Raw genomic sequence first — 17936 nt, forward strand, 5'->3', positions numbered from 1 at the left:
CACCCGACGGCGGGTGTTCGCAGGGCTATGGTCCAGGCATCCGCTCGATCTCGGGAGGCTCCCATGGATGAGACCACCACTGCCCGCGAGACGATGCCCGCCACCGACGGCACGGCATCGTTCAGCATCAGCACGGGGACGGCGGTGATCGGGGACGCCAACCCCGACGGCGCCCCGGTGGTGCCCTCGCTGCGCCCCGGCGCCGCCCAGCAGATGCTCGCGGACATCGAGACCGGGGTCATCACCTACGTGCTGGACACTTCGGTGCTACTCTCCGATCCGCTGTCCCTGCACCGCTTCGCCGAGCACGACATCGTGCTGCCGATCGTGGTGGTCACCGAGCTCGAGGCCAAGCGCCACCACCCGGACCTCGGCTACTTCGCCCGCCAGGCCCTGCGCCTGCTCGACGATCTGCGCGAGCAGCACGGGAACCTCTCCGTGCCGCTGCCCATCGGCAAGGACGGCGGCCATGTGCACGTCGAGCTCAACCACATGAACCCCGCCTCCCTGCCGGACGGCTTCCGCCTCGGGGACAACGACACCCGCATCCTCGCCGTCGCCAAGAACCTCCAGCTCGAGGGCAAGAACGTCGTGCTCGTCTCGAAGGACCTGCCGATGCGGATCAAGGCCTCCGCCTCGGGGATCCACGCCGAGGAGTATCGCGCCGAGCTCGCCCGCGACCGCGGCTACATCGGCATGGTGACCGCCGCTGTGGACGAGCAGACCATGACCGACCTCTACGACGGCCAGACCGTCGAGATCCCCGAGGTCGCCCACCAGCCGGTGCACACGGGCCTGACCATCACCAGCCCGCGCGGCTCGGCCCTCGGCCGCATCACCCGGGACAAGCAGGTCGCCCTGGTCCAGGGCGACCAGACGGTGTTCGGCGTCGCCGGCCGCTCCGCCGAGCAGCGGATCGCGATCGACCTGCTCCAGGACGAGTCCGTGGGCATCGTGTCCCTCGGCGGCCGCGCCGGCACCGGCAAGAGCGCCCTCGCCCTGTGCGCCGGCCTCGAAGCCGTGCTCGAGCGCCGCACCCAGCGCAGGATCATGGTGTTCCGGCCCCTGTTCGCCGTGGGCGGGCAGGAGCTCGGCTATCTCCCCGGCGACCAGAGCGAGAAGATGGGCCCCTGGGGCCAGGCCGTGTTCGACACGCTCGGCTCGATGGTCTCGCAGAACGTCATCGACGAGGTGCTCTCCCGCGGCATGCTCGAGGTGCTGCCGCTGACCCACATCCGGGGCCGTTCCCTGCACGACGCCTTCGTGATCGTCGACGAGGCGCAGTCTCTCGAGCGGAATGTGCTGCTGACGATGCTCTCGCGGATCGGGCAGAACTCGCGCGTGGTCCTCACCCATGACGTCGCCCAGCGCGACAACCTCCGCATCGGGCGCTACGACGGCATCGCCTCCGTGGTCGAGGCGCTCAAGGAGAAGGACCTCTTCGCCCACATCACCCTGCAGCGCTCCGAGCGGTCCAAGGTCGCCGAGCTGGTCACCCACGTGCTGGACGAGCCGATCCCGTGAGGCGGAGCGGCGCGGAGGCAGGTACTCGGGGCCCGGCTGCGGAGTTGGGTCGCGAGGAGTGGTGCTGAGTGTGCTGAGGGGACCGTATGCGGGGTCGTGAGCACGCTGAGTACCCGTGCGTGCGCGGCGGCCGTCAGTCCCACGGTTCCTCCCCACCTCAGCGTGCGCGGCGGCCGTCAGTCCCACTGCCCCTCCCCACCTCCACGCCGTGCACATTCCGGTGAGGCCTCTGTAAGCTCGCCACGCGAAGTGGTCAGATCGATGAGGTGAAGATCAGCGGAATCGAGCACCAGAGCCTCATTCGCGCGAGGGGCGCGCAGTCGAAGGATCTTCGACGTTGGGTGCGGACCGGAGCGGTGTCGACCGTCGCTCCGTGGTACCTCAGGGCGGGCGCACCACCCGGGATCGTCGCGCTGCTCGAGCTCGGTCTCCGGCCCACCTGCCTCGACGCCGCGTCGCTCCACGGAATCTGGACTCCGGTCCATGGCGGTACCCACGTCTTCCGTCCCCGTCGGCCGCTCACCGACCCGACGTTGACGGGCCGGACCGCCTATCCGGTGCGTCGTCGGAAGTCCGAGATCATCACCTTGGGCAGGAAGGAGCAGTTGATCCTGCACGGCCCTCACCTGACTGCATGGCCGAACCACGATCCCGTCCCTGACCTGGACATGGTGCTCGCCCACGCGGCCCGCTGCCTCCCGGTCGAGAAGGCGGCGGTGCTCTTCGAGTCCGCGATGCACCGAGGAAAGCTCACTCCGAGAGCCGTGGAGCAGATCGTGGCGTCGCTGCCGGTGCGGTTGCGTCGGCGGTTCGCACGGCTCCGATCTGATGCGGAGTCCGGGACCGAGACGCTCGTGCGGTGGTGGCTCGAGTCCCGGCGATTCCCGGTGACGCCGCAGGCCCGGTTCCCGGATGGTCTGCGCAGGATGGACCTGCTGGTGGGAAGGAGCTGGGTGATCGAGTGTGACAGCCGCGAGTTCCACGACGACCCGCTCAGCTATGCGAAGGATCGTGCGCGCGACCTGTACCTCACCTCACGTGGTTTCCGTGTGACCAGGCTGTCATGGGAACAGGTGTCCTTGGACTGGGAGAGCACCGAGAAGATGCTGCTGGGAATCCTCCGACGTGGCGATCACCTCGACGCGCCACGTCCGTGAGCGAGCAGGAGCGTCGCGGGTGGTCAACGCGGATGTTCACCAGGGGAGAGGGGTATCGGGCCAGGGTTCTCCCGCGTCGAGCTCGGCGCGCCATGACGCGAGCTGCGTACGGGCGTCGGCGAGGCGGCACTCCTTCTCGTCCAGGAGCTCGTCCATCCGTTCGAGGCTCGCGCGGGCCGCGGCGACGCGACCGCGCACAGTAGGGGAGGTCTTCGCTCCGAGCAGGTCACGCACCTCGGCAAGTCCGAAGCCGATGCCGCGCAGCGCGGTGATCACCCTCAGCTGGTCGAGGACGGCTGGATCGTAGCGTCGGGCACCGCCGCTGCTCCGAGGTACCGCTGGGAGCAGCCCCTCGCGCTCGTAGAAGCGCAGCGCATCGGGGCTCACTCCACTGAGTCGGGAGACTTCACCTATGGGAAGTGACATACCAGGAGTACAGCACGAGTGCGAGCGCCACGCCGGCGGCTCGCACCAGATGGTGGCTGAGATGGAATTCCCCGATGGAGCGCCCCCATACCAGCGGTGCCGCACAGATCAGGAGACCGGCGAGCGTCGCTACCGCGATCAGAGGCTCCCGCGGTCCCGCGGCGGAGATCCGCTCGGGCACGGCCGCGAGGCCGACGGCGCCCACGCTCAGCAGGGCCGCCCCGAGATAGGCGAGTAGCGGCACTCCGAGCGCCGCCGAGGAGAGCCCGGTGGTGGGTGCGGCCTGAGCGAAGGCCACCAGGGCGAGAAGCTGGGACAGGGCGAGGAGTGCGAAGGGCACGAGCAGAAGGATCCACATGCCCTGAGCCAACTCCCTGGAGTGCGCTCCAGGTCAAGCACCGGCGGGTGGGCGGAGCAGAGTCGGCAGGGGTGCGGTCCCGCACGGCAAGGGCAGGGCTGAGCTGCGCGGGGTGGTGTTATTCGTGCTGGAGGGGCCGTATATGGGGGGACCGGCACGCGGGGCACCCGTGCGTGCGATGTGGCATTGCGAAGGGCGCCCCACCCGGAGGTGGAGCGCCCATTCCTCGCGAGGACGGCCGGTGCAATCGCCGCAGCGGCTCAGTCGCCGTCACGACCGCAGGGGCCGAGCCGCACCTTCCGCCGCAGCTGCGGATCAGGCTTTCGGCGCGGTCATCGACAGCACGTCCAGCGCCGAGTCCAGCTGCTCCTCGGTGAGCTCGCCGCGCTCGAAGAAGCCGAGGGCGATCACGGCCTCGCGCACGGAGATGCGCTCGGCCACCGCGTGCTTGGCGATCTTGGCCGCGGACTCGTAGCCGATCAGCTTGTTCAGCGGGGTGACGATCGAGGGGGAGGCCTCGGCGTAGAAGCGGGCCTTCTCCTCATTGGCGACCAGGCCGTCGACGGTCTTGTCGGCGAGCACGGTGGAGGCGTTGGCCAGCAGGCGCACGGACTCCAGCAGACTCGTGCCCATCAGCGGGATCTGCACGTTCAGCTCGAAGGAGCCCTGTGCGCCGCCCCAGGCGATCGCTGCGTCGTTGCCCACGATCTTCGCGCACACCATCAGGACGGCCTCGGGGATGACGGGGTTGACCTTGCCCGGCATGATCGAGGAGCCCGGCTGCAGATCGGGGATCGCGATCTCGCCCAGGCCGGTGTTCGGGCCGGAGCCCATCCAGCGCAGGTCATTGCAGATCTTAGTGAGGGAGACGGCGATCGTGCGCAGCGCACCGGACATCTCGACCAGGCCGTCGCGGTTGGACTGGGCCTCGAAGTGGTCGCGGGCCTCAGTCAGGGGCAGGCCGGTCTGCTCGACCAGGTTAGCGATGACCTTCTGCGGGAAGCCGAGCGGGGTGTTGATGCCGGTGCCCACGGCGGTGCCGCCCTGGGGGACCTCGGCGGTCCGGGGCAGCGCCGCCTCCACCCGCTCGATGCCGTAGCGGATCGAGGCCGCGTAGCCGCCGAACTCCTGGCCGAGGGTGACGGGGGTGGCGTCCATGAGGTGGGTGCGGCCAGCCTTGACCACGTGCTTCCATGCCTCGGCCTTCGCCTCGAGAGACTCGGCGAGGTGGGCGAGCGCGGGCAGAAGCTTCTCGATGACGCCCTGCGTCACGGCCACGTGCACGGAGGTGGGGAACACGTCGTTGGAGGACTGCGAGCAGTTGACGTGGTCGTTGGGGTGGGTCTCTACACCGGACTGCGTGGCCAGCGTCGCGAGCACCTCGTTCATGTTCATGTTCGAGGAGGTGCCGGAGCCGGTCTGGTAGGTGTCCACGGGGAACTGCGCATCGTGCTCACCGGCGATCACGGCGTCGGCCGCGGCGACGATCGCATCGGCGATCGTGCCGTCCAGCACTCCGAGGTCCTTGTTCGCGCGGGCCGCCGCCTTCTTCACCTGGGCGAGAGCGTGGATGTGCGCGGGCTCGAGGCCCTGACCGGAGATGGGGAAGTTCTCCACCGCGCGCTGCGTCTGCGCCCGGTAGAGGGCCGAGGCGGGCACGCGCACCTCGCCCATCGTGTCGTGCTCGATGCGGTAGCCGTCCTGCTGCGCGGCGGGCGTGGACTGGTTCATGAAGGGCCTCCCTCGGGATTGTCGTGCGGACTGTCGGTGGGAACGGATCGGGGATGGGGCGCTCTGCGAGGCGCGGTGCGCGGGATGCGGACGCCGGATGCGGTGCGGCCGGGAGCGTCGGTCAGGTGAGCTCGTGGCTCCAGGGCGGGTTCGCCCCGGCACGGGAGACGGTGATCGCGGCGAGCCGCGCGGCGTGCTGGAGCACGGCGGCCACCTCGTCGCTCGGCAACGCCGTGAGCGCCGGGCGCTTCACCGCGCCGAGCAGATCCTTGCCGGCCAGCGCATCGAGGATCCCGGCGGAGAAGGTATCGCCCGCGCCGACGGTGTCGACCGCCTCGACCACGACGGGGGAGACCTGCACGCGGCCGGAGCCGGCGAAGCCCACCGCCCCTTCGCCGCCGCGGGTCAGAACCGTCAGCGCCGGGCCGAGGGCGCGCCAGCCATCGACCACGTCCTCGACGTCGTCGGTGTCATAGAGCCAGGCGACGTCCTCGTCGGACGCCTTGACCACGTCCGACAGCGCGATGCTGGCCTCGATGCGCTCACGGGCCACGGCGGCGTTCCCCATCAGGGAGGGGCGCGCATTGGGGTCATAGCTGATGGTGGCGGAGTCGCGTCGGCTGCGCAGCAGATCGAGCACGGTGGCCGCGCCGGGCTCCAGCACCGCGGCGATCGAGGAGGTGTGCACGGCATCGACCTGCTCGGGGAGCCCCGCGGGATTCGGATCCCACAGCAGGTCGAACTCGTAGGTGGCGGCGCCGGTGGTATCGAGCTGCGCGAGCGCGGTGGACGTCGCGGCGGCGACCGAGCTGCCCGGGGTCAGGCGCACGCCGGACTCCTCGAGGTGGGCTCGGATGGCATCGCCGCGCGCGTCGTCGCCGATGCGCGTGAGCAGCTCGGTGGGATGGCCGAGGCGGCTCAGCGCCACGGCCACGTTCATGGGGGATCCGCCGGGGTGCTCATGACGCGCGCCGTCGGCGTCGACGACGATGTCGGTGAGGGCTTCTCCGGCGATGAGGAATGTCGCGGTCACCGCTCGATCATCGCAGGTTTCCCGGGCTCGGGCGAACAGGGCGGTGAGGTGTCCCGAGCTCGAGCAGCCCGCTGCGGCGGCGCACTGCAGGGCTGTGGCGCGGTCGACGCGGTGGGGCGCCTCACCCTGAGCGACCTCGCAGGAGCGAACAGGGACAATGGGCCGCATGCACGATGCCCCTGAGACCACCTCTGCATCGCCGGAGCGGAACGAGCCCCCGGCGCCGCAGCCGCAGCCGAAGTCCGCGTACGAGCTGCCCACGAAGAAGAACACCGTTCTGCGCAACATGGTGTGGGCGCTCGCGCTGACGATGGCGGTGGTGGTCGTGATCGGCATCGGGTTCTTCGGGGTGGGCAGCGATCTGGAGCGCGAGCCGTTGGAGAACTCCGAGCTGGACGTGTCCGCGAGCGCGGAGCGCGCCCAGCGCACCGCACCGTTCACGGTGGCGGTTCCCGAGGTCGGGGACGGCTGGACGGAACGCTCCGCCCGCTTCACCGACGGGGGCAGTCCGCGCTGGATCATCCAGTACAGCGATCCGCAGGAGCAGCTGGTCACCCTCACTCAGGAGACGGAGGTCAGCGCTCCGATGCTCTCCTCCGCACTGCCCGGCAGCAGCGTCGTGGAGGAGCTGACCATCGACGGCGCGGAATGTTCCGTGCTCAGCGGTGGCCCGCAGGACGCTCCTCAGCAGGGGATCTCCTGCGAGGGAGAGGACTTCGGGCTGCTCGTGCACGGTGACGCGGATCGGGCAGAGCTCGAGCAGCTCGCCGAGGCGGCGCTGACCTCGATCGGCTGATCGGTCCGCCGCTCCACGTCTCCGCCGCTCCATCGCGACGCCGCCGACTGCTCAGCCGTGCGGCAGCTCAGCGCTCGGAGGCGTCCTCCGAGCGGCGCGCGGCCACCGCATCGTCGAGGCGCTCGCGGGCGCCGTCCAGCCACTGCTGGCAGCGGCGGGCGAGCATCTCGCCGCGCTCCCACAGCGCGATCGAATCCTCCAGCCCTCCCTGCCCGGACTCGAGCCGGCGCACCACCTCGACGAGCTGGTCGCGCGCGGCCTCGTAGGACAGCTCGGCGATGTCCGCGGGCAGGGGCTGTTCGCCCTCCTTCGGCGTGACAGCCTCGGGCGCTGCCTGCGACGGGTCGCCCTCGGCGGCGGTGAAGTCGTTCTCGGGGCTGCTGGTGGTCATCGGTTCTCCTCGGGGACGGACGGGCCGGGTTCTGCGGGCGGGGCGGGCTGTGCGGGCGCGGTGCGCTCGACCCCGAAGCGGCCTCCGGCCACGCGGACCGAGAGGGCCTCGCCCGTGGCGGGCTGGGCGGGGTCGCGGATGATGGTGCCGTCGGCGTCCTGCACCACCGCGTAGCCGCGCTCGAGCGTGGCGAGGGGGCTGAGGGCACTCACCTGACGGCCCAGGTGGTCGATCTCGTCGGCCGCGCGGTCGAGGCGGGAGCCGATCAGGGTGCGGGCCAGCGAGATCCGGGAGCGGATCTCGTCGGCACGGCCGGCGAGGATGGTGGAGGGGTTCTCGAGCACAGGGCGGGAGCGCATCGCCTCCAGCGCGGACTGCTCGCGCTCGATCCGGGCTCGGATCGCAGAGCGCAGGCGGGTGCGACCCAGGTCGAGCTGCTCGATCTCGGCCTGGATGTCGGGGACCACGCGCTTGGCGGCGTCGGTGGGGGTGGAGGCGCGCACGTCCGCGGCGAGGTCGATCAGCGGGGTGTCCACCTCGTGACCGATCGCCGAGACGATCGGCGTGTGCGCGCCGGCCACCAGTCGCGTGAGCTGCTCGTCCGAGAACGGGAGCAGGTCCTCGAGGGAGCCGCCGCCGCGGGAGATGATGATGACGTCGACCTCCTCACGCTCGTCGAGCTCGCGCAGCGCCGCGGAGACCTCCCGCACGGCCTTGGCGCCCTGGACGGCGACCTCCCGGATCTCGAACTGCACAGCGGGCCAGCGACGACGGGCGTTGACCACCACGTCGCGCTCCGCCGCGGACTCGCGGCCGCAGATCAGGCCGACCACGCGCGGCAGGAACGGCAGCGGTCTCTTCCTCGAGGCGGCGAACAGGCCCTCCGCGGCGAGCACGCGCTTGAGCTGCTCGAGCCGGGCCAGCAGCTCGCCCAGGCCCACGGGCCGGATGTCGTCGGCCTCCAGCTGGAGCGTGCCGCGCTTGGTCCAGAAGGTGGGCTTGGCATGGATCACCACTCGGGCACCGGGCACCGGTTCGACGGGCAGGGCGCGCAGCACGTGCTCGCGCACGGGCACGGAGAAGGACATGTCCACGTCGATGTCGCGCAGCGTCATGAAGCTCAGCCCGGAGCCCGGGCGCCGGTTCAGCTGCACGATCTCGCCCTCGACCCACAGCGGGGACATGCGCGCGACGTACTCGCCGACCTTCACCGACAGCTGCCGCAGCGGCCAGGGGTTCTCCGCAGTGGTCTGCGCCGCGGTGGCGGCGAGGGCGGGCCGCGCCGCCGCGCCGCCGTCCGTGCCGGGCTCGGGAGTCTGCGTCATGGGTCCACTCTGGCACGAGCACCGGACAGCCGAGCGCCGCCCCGGCCGCTGTGGATGCGCCCGGCCTGTGGAGGGATGGTGAGTCTTGCCCCACCACCCTCCCACCAGCGTGCTTCCGCTCCTACGATGGGAGGCGTGAGCACCGGAACCGTCCTTCTTGCCGAGCCGCGCGGCTACTGCGCGGGAGTCGATCGTGCCGTCGTCGCCGTCGAACGTGCCCTGGAGCATTACGACGAGACGATCTACGTGCGTCACGAGATCGTCCACAACAAGTTCGTCGTGGACCGCCTGAAGGAGAAGGGCGCCGTGTTCGTCGAGGAGGTCGACGAGATCCCCGAGGGCTCGCTCGTGATCTTCTCCGCCCACGGCATCTCCCCGAAGGTGCGCGAGATGGCCGAGGAGCGCAACCTCCGCACCATCGATGCGACCTGCCCCCTGGTCACCAAGGTCCACAAGGAGGCGGTGCGCTTCGCCCGCCAGGACTACGACATCCTGCTGGTGGGCCACGAGGGCCACGAGGAGGTCGAGGGCACCGCGGGCGAGGCCCCCGATCACGTGCAGGTCGTGAACTCTCCCGATGACGTCCACAAGGTCACCGTGCGCGATCCCGAGAAGGTCGTCTGGCTGTCCCAGACCACCCTCAGCGTCGACGAGACGATGGAGACGGTCGACAAGCTCCGCGAGCGCTTTCCCACCCTGCAGTCCCCGCCCAGCGATGACATCTGCTACGCCACCCAGAACCGTCAGGTCGCGATCAAGAAGATCGCCCCCGACGCCGATCTGGTGCTGGTGGTCGGCTCCCCGAACTCCTCGAACTCGGTGCGCCTGATGGAGGTCGCCAAGGAGGCCGGGGCCAAGGCCTCCCACCGCATCGACTCGATCCACGAGCTGCGTGACGAGTGGTTCGAGGGCGTCGAGACCGTGGGAGTGACCTCCGGTGCCTCGGTGCCGGACGTGCTGGTCCAGCAGCTGCTGAACGTGCTCGCCGAGCGCGGCTTCGGCGATGTCAAGCCCGTGCGCACCGCCACCGAGGACCTCATGTTCTCCCTGCCGCGCGAGCTGCGCCAGGAGATGAAGAACCGCGGCGTGGCCGACACCCGCAAGAAGCCCACCGGCGAGTCCGCGACCGCCGAGTCCTGAGCCTCGACCCCGAGCGCTGACGCCCTGCGCCGCAGGGCGGAGGTCAGCCGGCCGAGCGGTGCTCGTGCTGGCCGGAGCTGCGCGTACCCGGATCGGCGAGCTCCGCGATCTCCTCGTCCTCGAGGGTGCGGGCACGGCGGGTGAGCTGCTCGACCTCGTCCAGCGCGGTGCCGGTCAGCTCGAGCTCCTCGAACCGCCGGGCGGTGACCATCACCCGGGACTGCAGCGAGCCCACCGCCTCGTTGAACGCCGCGACCGAGGAATCCAGGGAGCGGCCCACCTTGCTCAGGTGCGAGGTGAACGTCCCCAGGCGGTGATGCAGCTCGCGACCGGCATCGAGCACCTCCCTCGCATCACGGTTCAGGGCGTCCGTGCGCCAGGTGTGGGCGACGGTGCGCAGCAGCGCCATCAGCGTGGCGGGGGAGGCGATCACCACCTCGCGGGTGAAGGCGTCCTCGAGCAGGTCGGGGTCCGTCTCGAGCGCGGCGGCGAGCACGCCGTCGCTGGGCACGAACAGCACCGTGAACTCCGGCGTGTCTCCGAGCGCCTTCCAGTACGCCTTCGCGGAGATCACCCCGACGTGATGGCGCAGCGCCTTCGCGTGGGCCTTGCGGCGCGCCGCGGCGCGCTGCGGATCGATCTCCTCGGTCGCATCGAGGTAGGCGTCCATCGGGGCCTTCGCGTCGACCACCACGCGCCGGCCCCCGGAGAGGTGGACCACGAGGTCCGGGCGTTGCCCGGCGTTCCCGTCGGCCCGCGTGCCGGAGAGCTGCTCGGTGAAGTCGACGTGCTCGAGCATGCCCGCGGCCTCGACGATCCGTCGAAGCTGCACCTCTCCCCAGCGGCCCCGCGCGGTGGGTGCGCGCAGCGCGGCGGTCAGCGCGCTGGTGCCCGTCTCGAGGGACTGCGCGCGCTGCGCGAGCTGGGTGAGGTGGGAGCGCAGCGCCCCCTCGGCGTCGATGCGCGCCGCCTCGGAGCGGGCCAGCGCGCGCTCGAGCTGGGAGAGGGTCGCGGTGATCGGGGCGAGGGTGCGCTGGAGCTCGGCCTCGCGCTCCTCCTCCGCGGCGTCGCGCCGGGCGACGTCCCGCTCATGACGCTCGTCGGCCAGGCGCAGCAGCTGCCCGGAGGCGTCGGCCGAAGTGCGCAGGCGCGCCTCTGCGACCCGGGCGCGCTCGCGCATCACCAGCCAGGTCACGACCGCACCGAGGGTCGCGCCGAGAGCCAGGCCCAGCAGCAGCATCAATGTTCCGCTCATGCCGTCAGCAGATCACAGGGGTGGGACACTCCAGCTGCGCCACGCCTGAGGGCCCGCTGCGGCGGAGCGTCTCAGGAGGGCAGGGTGCCGGTGCGGAGCAGGTGCTCGAACTCGCGGGCGAAGCGCTCGGCATCCGCCTTGCGGTGGGGCATCATCTTCAGGTCGCGGCCCGAGGTGGTGACCTTCAGGCGGGAGAACACGCCCGGACGGTACTGGACCCCGGTCACCTCGGCGGCAGGGACCTCACGCTTGATCTTGGCCTTCTTCATGGGGCCGGCCACGGAGGCCAGCAGGAAACGGGCGGCGGTCGCGATCATCACGTCGGGGAAGTCGCCGGCCACGCCCGGCAGCACCAGCAGCACCTCCTCCTCGGGATGGAGCAGGGCGGGGATGTCACGGCGCAGGCCCGGACTCTCGAACAGCTCGTTGCGGTTGAGTGCGGTCGCATAGGACATGGCGGCGCGGCTGACTGTCATGCCCCCGAGTCTAGGGACCGGGCGGCGCGCGGCATGGGGAGGCGATGGGCAGTTCTCCCCATCGCTTTCCTCGGGCGCGGGTTCTACCGTGGTGAGGCAGGACGAGCAGGGGTTCGTCCGATACTGGCCGACAAGCGATCTCGAGGGTGGACATGAACGGCTTCATGGGGGCGGACACCGACGCGCTGCGCGCGCACTCCGAGCGTGTTGCGGAGCGAGCTCAGGCGCTGCTCGCGCTCCGCGATTCGCTCGAGCCGCTGGTGATGAACGAGGAGATCTGGCGCGGCGCCGATGCGGAGCGCTTCCGTGCCTCCTGGTCCAGCCAGACCTCGAACCTGTTCCAGCTGCGCTCGGAGGAGCTGACCGGCCACCGCGAGGAGCTGCGTCAGCACGCCGAGGAGCAGGACACCGCCTCGAGCGTCGACGGCGGCAACGGGGGCGTCGATGCGCCGTTCAGCCCGCTGGGGTTCCTCAAGGACCTCATCAAGGACGGGCAGGGGATCTACAAGGGCATCAAGTCCCTCACCGACTTCCTCGGCCGCATCCCGTCGGCCGCGGACGAGTTCGCCGATCTCGCGCGCCACGGTCTGGAGGGCCTGTGGAAGCAGTCCTACCTCGATGAGCTCTTCAAGGGCGGCAAGGGGTGGCAGGCGGGTGCCGAGAAGCTGCTCGGCAAGCTCGGCCTGCCCACCTCGCTCGGCAGCTGGGAGCCGCTGAAGGTCCTCAACAAGCTCGACGACGTCGCCCCGTGGCTGCAGACGGCGAGCAAGGGCATCGGCAAGGCGCTGCCCTTCCTCGACGTGGGCATGGGCATCCACCAGATCGCCACGGCGGACAACTGGTACGACCGCTCCAGCGGGATCATCTCGACCATCGGCGGCGGGCTGATGATCGCCGCGCCGTTCACCGGGCCCGCGGCGCCGATCGTCGGCGCCGTCGGTGCGGGCCTCGGCCTGGTCTCCGCCGGGATGGACATCGGCAAGACCATCTACGAGAACTGGGACGGCATCACCGAGACCGTCGGCAACGCCGTCTCCTCGGGGGTCGACTTCGTGACCGACACCGCCTCGAGCGTGAGCGACGCCGTGGGCAACGCCGCAGACACCATCTCCGACGGGATCAGCGATGTCGCCTCGAGCGTGAGCGACGGTCTGGGCCGGCTCGGGGACGCCTTCGGGTTCTGAGCTCGCAGCTCGTGCCCCGTCGGGCCCGTGCCCGCACACTGCAGAAGACCCCCGCCCGCACCCATAGGATGAGGCCATGAGCAACCCCGCACTGTTCACCGAACGCGATGCCGCCGGCGCCTACGAGATCCTCGCCGCCGCCTCCGAGGCGCCGTCGGTCCTCGCGGTGCTCACCGATGAGGAGCTCGTCGCCCTCGGCGGCGCCGACGCCGTCCAGATCAGCGGATCCCCGTTCCTCGATCAGCTCGAGACCGCCGGCGAGGTCTCCGCCTCGATCGCGCTGCGGTCGCTGATCGCGCGCGGCCTGGTCACCCTCGACGAGACCCCGGCCGAGCCCGAGGGGGAGCAGCTCTCCACCGGCGAGTCAGCCCCTGCCCGCGCCGTGCAGCTCGACCGCACCCTCGCGGGCCTGATGACCCTGCGCGGTGCGCCCCGCGCCCTGATGAACCTCACCCGCCGCGTCGCCGAGCAGTCCACCTCGATCACGGTCTACGTGTTCCCCGAGGGCGGCGTGCTCGAGGAGCTCGTCACCGCTGACGGCTACCACCACTTCAGCGTCCCCACCCGCGCGGCGCTGCCGGAGCGCCTGGCCCGGTACATCGACCAGGCGCAGGTCGCGGGCAGCGAGGACCGGGTGGTGTTCGAGGGGCCGACGGCGACGCTCGAGGCACCCGGCGAGGCGATCGCCCAGCAGCTCGCCGACACCCGGGCGATGACGGTGATGACCGCCGCGGGCGCCGAGGGCGCGGGAGCCCAGGTCAGCCTGATGGCCACCTCCGAGGCCGTGCTCGCGATGGACACCCCGGAGGCGATGAGCGAGAGCACCGAGGTGCGCGAGGTCAGCGCGGAGGGCCTGGTCGCGCTGATCGCCGCCGCGATCCCCGAGGTGTCCGGACTCTGACCCCGGCAGGGTCCGCGATCTCACCCGTCGCGGGGCGGTTCGGGGGAGCCCGGTCCCGTAGACTCACCTCCCGTGGCTCTTACTATCGGAATCGTCGGTCTGCCCAACGTCGGCAAGTCCACCCTGTTCAACGCCCTGACCCGCGCTGAGGTCCTCGCGGCGAACTACCCGTTCGCGACCATCGACCCCAACGTGGGCGTGGTGCCGCTGCCGGACCCGCGCCTGGCGCAGCTCGCCGAGATCTTCGGCAGCCAGAAGCTGCTGCCCGCGACCGTGTCCTTCGTGGACATCGCCGGCATCGTCAAGGGCGCGAGCGAGGGGGAGGGCCTGGGTAACAAGTTCCTCGCAAACATCCGCGAGGCCGAGGCCATCTGCCAGGTCACCCGGGCCTTCGCCGATCCAGACGTGACCCGTGTGGAGGGCTCCGTCGACGCCGCTGGCGACATGGAGACCATCACCACCGAGCTGATCCTCGCCGATCTCCAGACCATCGAGAACTCGATGCAACGCCTGGAGAAGGAGACCAAGCGCGGCCTGCTGGACTCGGCAGTGCTCGACAACGTCATCAAGGCCAAGGCCCTGCTGGAGACCGGCAGGACCCTCTACCAGGGCGCGGACGCCGCGGGCATCGATGTCACCGCGCTGCGCGAGCTGCAGCTGATGACCGCCAAGCCCTTCATCTACGTGTTCAACACCGACGAGGAGGGCCTCGCGGACACCGCGATGCAGGAGCGCATGCGCGCCCTCGTGGCCCCCGCGGAGGCGATCTTCCTCGACGCGAAGTTCGAATCCGAGCTCATCGAGCTCGACGCCGACGAAGCCGCCGAGATGCTCGAGAGCACCGGCCAGGAGGAGTCCGGCCTGGACCAGCTCGCCCGCGTCGGCTTCGACACCCTGGGCCTGCAGACCTACCTCACCGCCGGACCCAAGGAGTCCCGCGCCTGGACGATTCCCAAGGGCGCCACCGCCCCGCAGGCCGCCGGCGTCATCCACACCGACTTCGAGCGCGGCTTCATCAAGGCCGAGATCGTCTCCTTCGACGAGCTCGTCGAGGCGGGTTCCATGGCTGAAGCCAAGGCGAAGGGCAAGGTGCGCATGGAGGGCAAGGAATACGTCATGCGCGACGGGGATGTGGTTGAATTCAGGTTTAATGTCTAAAAAAGCGCGTCTGACCAGGGGTTTTGCCTTCGCGGCTTCCGATTTGGCTTGGCGGACGAGTTCCGATCTACCATCAGTTGCTAAGCGTTTGGTCCGCTGACCTGGGACTTTGATCGGCCCCTGCGGATCTTCCGCAGGGGCCGATTCTGCTCTCTGCGGTGCGGGAGCGCCTCTGGGACGCAGCCTCGGCTGGCCAATGCTGCGGAGGGTTCGAGTCGTTCGACGCGCGATCTCTCGGCAGGTGCGCTGACTCAATAAGCAGCCTGACTCAATAGTCGGTCGCCTCGACGACGCCGCGGTTCACTGGAGCAGGTCTCGTTCCGCCAGAGTGCGAGTGATCTCGTCCCACTGGGAGCTCGCGATCAGTTGGCGGTGCCGGCGCAAGGCGGTCTGCCATGGCCCGAACTCTGCTGGGAGCTCGCGCCACGTGATGCCGGTGCGGGTCTTGTAGAGAGCGGCGTCGACGATCGTGCGTCAGTGTGTGGACGCCCGCGGCGAGGGCCCTCTTCTGAATGAACGATGTGCTCGATCCAGCTCCATTGTTCATCTGTGAGTCGTTGATAGCCAGGCTGGAGGCCTTCGACGCCTTGACATCGCCACTGTGATCGGCTCGGTTTCGTTCAGTCAGCCGCGATGATCATGCGCAACCCACGGGTGTTGCGTGGTTAGGCTATTAAAAACGTACGCGTGAGGAAGATGCTCGTGGCGTCACCGCAGGGCATTGTATTAAATTTATCGCCTGAACAGGAATGGCCGGTAAACGAGATTTTTTATGCCCTCGAAGCTCGCGGTTTCCCGCGCCAGAGGCAAACTCCGCATATCAGTATTGCTTTTTCGCAAACCGGGGGGGGGGGGTGGTGGGTCTGAAGGGTGGCCAGCGAGTGGATACATTGCGCGGACATGCGCGCAATCTGTTTGGAATCAATCCGTTTCGTCGACGCTCGCCCGTCGCCCTTAAAGCCGCGATCATCCCCCTCATTCCCAGACTTATTGAGCTATTGGGCCCTTCGAGCGAGTGAGGGGGACCTAGAGTCCTGGGACCTCGCTCATCGCCGTGATCGTTTTCGGTGCTTCGCCATCGTACTCAAAGTGCAAGAACTTGTTACCGGCTGCGAACACGTCGAATGCTCCGCCCGATATCACGGGATCACCAAAGAAGGACGTGACAGTCTTGCGATCTGTGCTGGTGAGCTCGAGACCGTCGATGAGGCTATTGGGAGTTGGGTACGTTCCGCTACTATCGCTGTCGTTGATGGAAATGAATACAGCCTTTGCGAGCGGTGAATCAGGCACGCCCTCGTAGAGAACAGTGACGCCCTGGTTTGTAAATTCTCGATACATTTCCCCTTCGGGAAACAGGTCATCCTCGTAACTGGGTCCGACGAGGCCCAGGAGACCAAGACCGCCAGCACCAAATACTCCCTGGCCGAGAGCGTCGAGAAAAATGGAGACCTCGCCGGTGATCTGTTCCGACATGGGGTGCGCCTTCCGTGCGGGCCTCGATCATCGTGGCAACGATCGAGGATTCTGACTTAATTGTAACGCGAAAGCCCCACCTCGCAACCGGAGCCTCGAATGAATCGCGGCGGTGCAGGGGGCGGTGAGACTAGGTGGTCTGGTCTTTTGCGTGGTGCTGGTGCGTAAGGAGGACAAGGGTGTATCGCCCCGAGTCTGGTGGAGGCTCTGAATCTACGGGAGGATGAGGAGCATGGCAGCACCGAGGAAGTACCCCGATGAGCTTCGGGAGAGGGCCACGAGGGTTGCCGTGGACGCACGACGGGATCCAGCGACGAAGTCAGGCACGTTCCGTCGTGTGGGCGAGCAGCTCGGGATTAATCCCGAGACTCTGAGGAACTGGGTCGTGCAGGCCGAGATCGACGAGGGCCATCGGCCTGGGACCAGCAGATTCGGGACGTTCCGATTGCTGGGGCGATAGAGGTGGTGTGGGCCAAGCGGCGCTGGTTCTGCCTCGAGCCGGCCTGCACCAGGGGCACGCTCTGGGAGTCCACCGAGCAGGTCCCGCGATACGCACGCTCGACGACCCGGTTGCGGGAGCAGGTCGTCTCGGCCGTGATCACGTCCGGCAGAGCAGCCTCGGAGGTGGCCCGGGCCCACGGCGTCTCGTGGTGGCTGGTCCAGGCCGCCCTGGCGGCTGCTGCCGTCGTCCTGCCTGCCGTCGACGACGTCCCGGTGACGCGCCTGGGCATCGATGAGCACCGCTACCGCACGGTGCGCTGGTTCCGCACCGATCAGGGAGCCTCGAGACGGTTCGAACCGTGGATGACGACGCTGGTCGACCTGGCCACCGGGCAGGTGCTCGGCATAGTCGACGGCCGCGACCCCGCTGCGGTCGGTGACTGGCTCGGCCAGCGCTCAGAGCCTTGGCGGGAGCGGATCGAGATCGTCGCGATCGACCCTTCAGCCGCGTTCCGCAAGGCACTACGGGATTACCTGCCCCGGGCCGCAGTCTCGGTCGACAAGTTCCACCTCGTGAAACTGGGCAACGACATGGTCACCACCGTCCGTCAGCGCCTGACACGCATCCACCGTGGTCGTCGGGGCCGCAAGGACGATCCGGCCTGGGCCCACAGGATGCTGCTGCTGCGCGGCGCGGACACCCTCACCCCTCGCGCCTGGGAACGGCTTGAGCACGTATTCCGCACCGATCATCCCACCGACGAGCTCTCGGCCGCCTGGGGCATCAAGGAAAAGCTCCGGCGCCTGCTGACCACCGACACCCTCGCCCAGGCCTGGGACGAACGGATGCGGATGGGCTACTTCGCCCAGATCGCAAACATGCCCGAGGCGATCAAGCTCTACGACACCGTCGTGGCCTGGTGGGACGCGATTGAAGTCCTGATCGTCAGCGGCGCGACCACCGCCCGCGTCGAGGCAGCGAACACCGGCATCAAGAACATCAAACGCACCGGCCGCGGATTCCGCAACGCCGAGAACTACCGGACCCGTATCCTGCTGACCAGCGCCGCGAGAACCGTAGCGTGAATACCCGCCACCGCAGGGTCATTCACCACGAACCGCGAAGAGCCAGTTAGGCACTCTGTACGCGCGGCGTGAATCCTG

At 69.2% G+C, this 17936-nt stretch carries 18 protein-coding genes and 1 pseudogene; 9 read left to right on the top strand and 10 right to left on the bottom strand.

Translation table 11 applies throughout. The features are described from left to right. Window positions 1-213: 213 nt before the first annotated feature. Together phoH2 and BN4251_RS05840 are read left to right on the top strand one after the other, a co-directional pair. The gene (gene phoH2, locus BN4251_RS05835; RefSeq protein WP_087484341.1) at window positions 214-1524 is read left to right on the top strand and encodes an RNA 5'-3' helicase PhoH2; all 1311 of its coding nucleotides are present in this window, start codon (window positions 214-216) and stop codon (window positions 1522-1524) included. 356 nt (window positions 1525-1880) lie between these two features. Continuing rightward, a complete protein-coding gene (locus BN4251_RS05840) occupies window positions 1881-2681 on the top strand; it encodes a PDDEXK family nuclease (protein ID WP_245810214.1) in 801 nt (266 codons plus the stop codon). 36 nt (window positions 2682-2717) lie between these two features. Here BN4251_RS05840 and BN4251_RS05845 read toward each other — a convergent pair whose 3' ends face one another. From BN4251_RS05845 to BN4251_RS05860, 4 genes are all read right to left on the bottom strand, one after another. After that, on the bottom strand, window positions 2718-3068 hold the full coding sequence (locus tag BN4251_RS05845; protein WP_212647589.1) for a MerR family transcriptional regulator: 351 nt from the start codon (window positions 3066-3068) through the stop codon (window positions 2718-2720). Window positions 3069-3087: 19 nt separating this feature from the next. Further along, the gene (locus BN4251_RS05850) at window positions 3088-3447 is read right to left on the bottom strand and encodes a hypothetical protein (protein WP_140398395.1); all 360 of its coding nucleotides are present in this window, start codon (window positions 3445-3447) and stop codon (window positions 3088-3090) included. A gap of 333 nt (window positions 3448-3780) precedes the next feature. Continuing rightward, the gene (locus tag BN4251_RS05855; RefSeq protein WP_087484183.1) at window positions 3781-5196 is read right to left on the bottom strand and encodes a class II fumarate hydratase; all 1416 of its coding nucleotides are present in this window, start codon (window positions 5194-5196) and stop codon (window positions 3781-3783) included. Window positions 5197-5317: 121 nt separating this feature from the next. After that, window positions 5318-6229 (bottom strand): carbohydrate kinase family protein, encoded by a 912-nt coding sequence (locus BN4251_RS05860; RefSeq protein WP_087484184.1) that lies wholly within the window; start codon window positions 6227-6229, stop codon window positions 5318-5320. A 166-nt stretch (window positions 6230-6395) separates the two neighbouring features. On the opposite strand from BN4251_RS05860, the gene BN4251_RS05865 reads away from it, so the two are divergent. After that, window positions 6396-7025, top strand: coding sequence for a DUF4245 domain-containing protein (locus BN4251_RS05865; protein WP_245810215.1), 630 nt, complete (start codon window positions 6396-6398; stop codon window positions 7023-7025). A 67-nt stretch (window positions 7026-7092) separates the two neighbouring features. Here the strand turns inward: BN4251_RS05865 and BN4251_RS05870 are convergent, their stop codons facing one another. Beyond that, window positions 7093-7416: an exodeoxyribonuclease VII small subunit gene (locus BN4251_RS05870; RefSeq protein WP_087484186.1), complete on the bottom strand. Its 324-nt coding sequence runs from the start codon at window positions 7414-7416 to the stop codon at window positions 7093-7095. Beyond that, on the bottom strand, window positions 7413-8741 hold the full coding sequence (gene xseA, locus BN4251_RS05875) for an exodeoxyribonuclease VII large subunit (RefSeq protein ID WP_245810216.1): 1329 nt from the start codon (window positions 8739-8741) through the stop codon (window positions 7413-7415). Before xseA ends, BN4251_RS05870 begins: the two co-directional genes overlap by 4 nt. A 126-nt stretch (window positions 8742-8867) precedes the next feature. Here xseA and BN4251_RS05880 point away from each other — a divergent pair, with 126 nt between their 5' ends. After that, window positions 8868-9881, top strand: coding sequence for a 4-hydroxy-3-methylbut-2-enyl diphosphate reductase (locus BN4251_RS05880; protein WP_087484187.1), 1014 nt, complete (start codon window positions 8868-8870; stop codon window positions 9879-9881). A gap of 43 nt (window positions 9882-9924) precedes the next feature. Here the strand turns inward: BN4251_RS05880 and BN4251_RS05885 are convergent, their stop codons facing one another. Together BN4251_RS05885 and BN4251_RS05890 are read right to left on the bottom strand one after the other, a co-directional pair. Further along, a complete protein-coding gene (locus tag BN4251_RS05885; RefSeq protein ID WP_245810217.1) occupies window positions 9925-11136 on the bottom strand; it encodes a DNA recombination protein RmuC in 1212 nt (403 codons plus the stop codon). A 71-nt stretch (window positions 11137-11207) separates the two neighbouring features. Then, the gene (locus tag BN4251_RS05890; protein WP_140398396.1) at window positions 11208-11612 is read right to left on the bottom strand and encodes a hypothetical protein; all 405 of its coding nucleotides are present in this window, start codon (window positions 11610-11612) and stop codon (window positions 11208-11210) included. A gap of 152 nt (window positions 11613-11764) precedes the next feature. Between BN4251_RS05890 and BN4251_RS05895 the strand changes: the two genes are divergently transcribed. From BN4251_RS05895 to ychF, 3 genes are all read left to right on the top strand, one after another. Further along, window positions 11765-12796 carry a WXG100 family type VII secretion target gene (locus BN4251_RS05895; RefSeq protein WP_087484190.1) on the top strand — a complete coding sequence of 344 codons (1032 nt, stop codon included), beginning with the start codon at window positions 11765-11767 and terminating at the stop codon, window positions 12794-12796. A 76-nt stretch (window positions 12797-12872) separates the two neighbouring features. Next, on the top strand, window positions 12873-13697 hold the full coding sequence (locus BN4251_RS05900) for a hypothetical protein (RefSeq protein ID WP_087484191.1): 825 nt from the start codon (window positions 12873-12875) through the stop codon (window positions 13695-13697). Window positions 13698-13769: 72 nt separating this feature from the next. Then, window positions 13770-14855 (top strand): redox-regulated ATPase YchF, encoded by a 1086-nt coding sequence (ychF, locus tag BN4251_RS05905; RefSeq protein ID WP_087484192.1) that lies wholly within the window; start codon window positions 13770-13772, stop codon window positions 14853-14855. Between the two features lie 300 nt (window positions 14856-15155). Here the strand turns inward: ychF and BN4251_RS18640 are convergent, their stop codons facing one another. Continuing rightward, on the bottom strand, window positions 15156-15323 hold the full coding sequence (locus tag BN4251_RS18640) for a transposase (RefSeq protein ID WP_342744514.1): 168 nt from the start codon (window positions 15321-15323) through the stop codon (window positions 15156-15158). 558 nt (window positions 15324-15881) lie between these two features. Beyond that, window positions 15882-16331 carry a hypothetical protein gene (locus BN4251_RS05915; protein WP_087484193.1) on the bottom strand — a complete coding sequence of 150 codons (450 nt, stop codon included), beginning with the start codon at window positions 16329-16331 and terminating at the stop codon, window positions 15882-15884. Between the two features lie 232 nt (window positions 16332-16563). Here BN4251_RS05915 and BN4251_RS18980 point away from each other — a divergent pair, with 232 nt between their 5' ends. Continuing rightward, on the top strand, window positions 16564-16791 hold the full coding sequence (locus tag BN4251_RS18980; RefSeq protein WP_087484194.1) for a transposase: 228 nt from the start codon (window positions 16564-16566) through the stop codon (window positions 16789-16791). Beyond that, window positions 16755-17858: pseudogene (locus BN4251_RS05925) on the top strand (ISL3 family transposase); the annotation flags it as partial. The gene BN4251_RS18980 and the pseudogene BN4251_RS05925, both read left to right, overlap by 37 nt. Window positions 17859-17936 lie beyond the last annotated feature (78 nt).

The sequence above is a fragment of the Brachybacterium massiliense genome, from assembly GCF_900184245.1.
Lineage (GTDB): Bacteria > Actinomycetota > Actinomycetes > Actinomycetales > Dermabacteraceae > Brachybacterium > Brachybacterium massiliense.

What these genes read in the sequence shown, in the direction of transcription:
- phoH2 (WP_087484341.1), top strand. Translation starts at nt 214, where the DNA reads ATGCTCGCGGACATCGAGACCGGGGTCATCACCTACGTGCTGGACACT.
- BN4251_RS05855 (WP_087484183.1), bottom strand. Translation starts at nt 5,196, where the DNA reads ATGAACCAGTCCACGCCCGCCGCGCAGCAGGACGGCTACCGCATCGAG.
- BN4251_RS05865 (WP_245810215.1), top strand. Translation starts at nt 6,396, where the DNA reads ATGCACGATGCCCCTGAGACCACCTCTGCATCGCCGGAGCGGAACGAG.
- BN4251_RS05870 (WP_087484186.1), bottom strand. Translation starts at nt 7,416, where the DNA reads ATGACCACCAGCAGCCCCGAGAACGACTTCACCGCCGCCGAGGGCGAC.
- xseA (WP_245810216.1), bottom strand. Translation starts at nt 8,741, where the DNA reads ATGACGCAGACTCCCGAGCCCGGCACGGACGGCGGCGCGGCGGCGCGG.
- BN4251_RS05880 (WP_087484187.1), top strand. Translation starts at nt 8,868, where the DNA reads ATGGGAGGCGTGAGCACCGGAACCGTCCTTCTTGCCGAGCCGCGCGGC.
- BN4251_RS05885 (WP_245810217.1), bottom strand. Translation starts at nt 11,136, where the DNA reads ATGAGCGGAACATTGATGCTGCTGCTGGGCCTGGCTCTCGGCGCGACC.
- BN4251_RS05890 (WP_140398396.1), bottom strand. Translation starts at nt 11,612, where the DNA reads ATGACAGTCAGCCGCGCCGCCATGTCCTATGCGACCGCACTCAACCGC.
- BN4251_RS05895 (WP_087484190.1), top strand. Translation starts at nt 11,765, where the DNA reads ATGAACGGCTTCATGGGGGCGGACACCGACGCGCTGCGCGCGCACTCC.
- BN4251_RS05900 (WP_087484191.1), top strand. Translation starts at nt 12,873, where the DNA reads ATGAGCAACCCCGCACTGTTCACCGAACGCGATGCCGCCGGCGCCTAC.
- BN4251_RS05915 (WP_087484193.1), bottom strand. Translation starts at nt 16,331, where the DNA reads ATGTCGGAACAGATCACCGGCGAGGTCTCCATTTTTCTCGACGCTCTC.
- BN4251_RS18980 (WP_087484194.1), top strand. Translation starts at nt 16,564, where the DNA reads ATGGCAGCACCGAGGAAGTACCCCGATGAGCTTCGGGAGAGGGCCACG.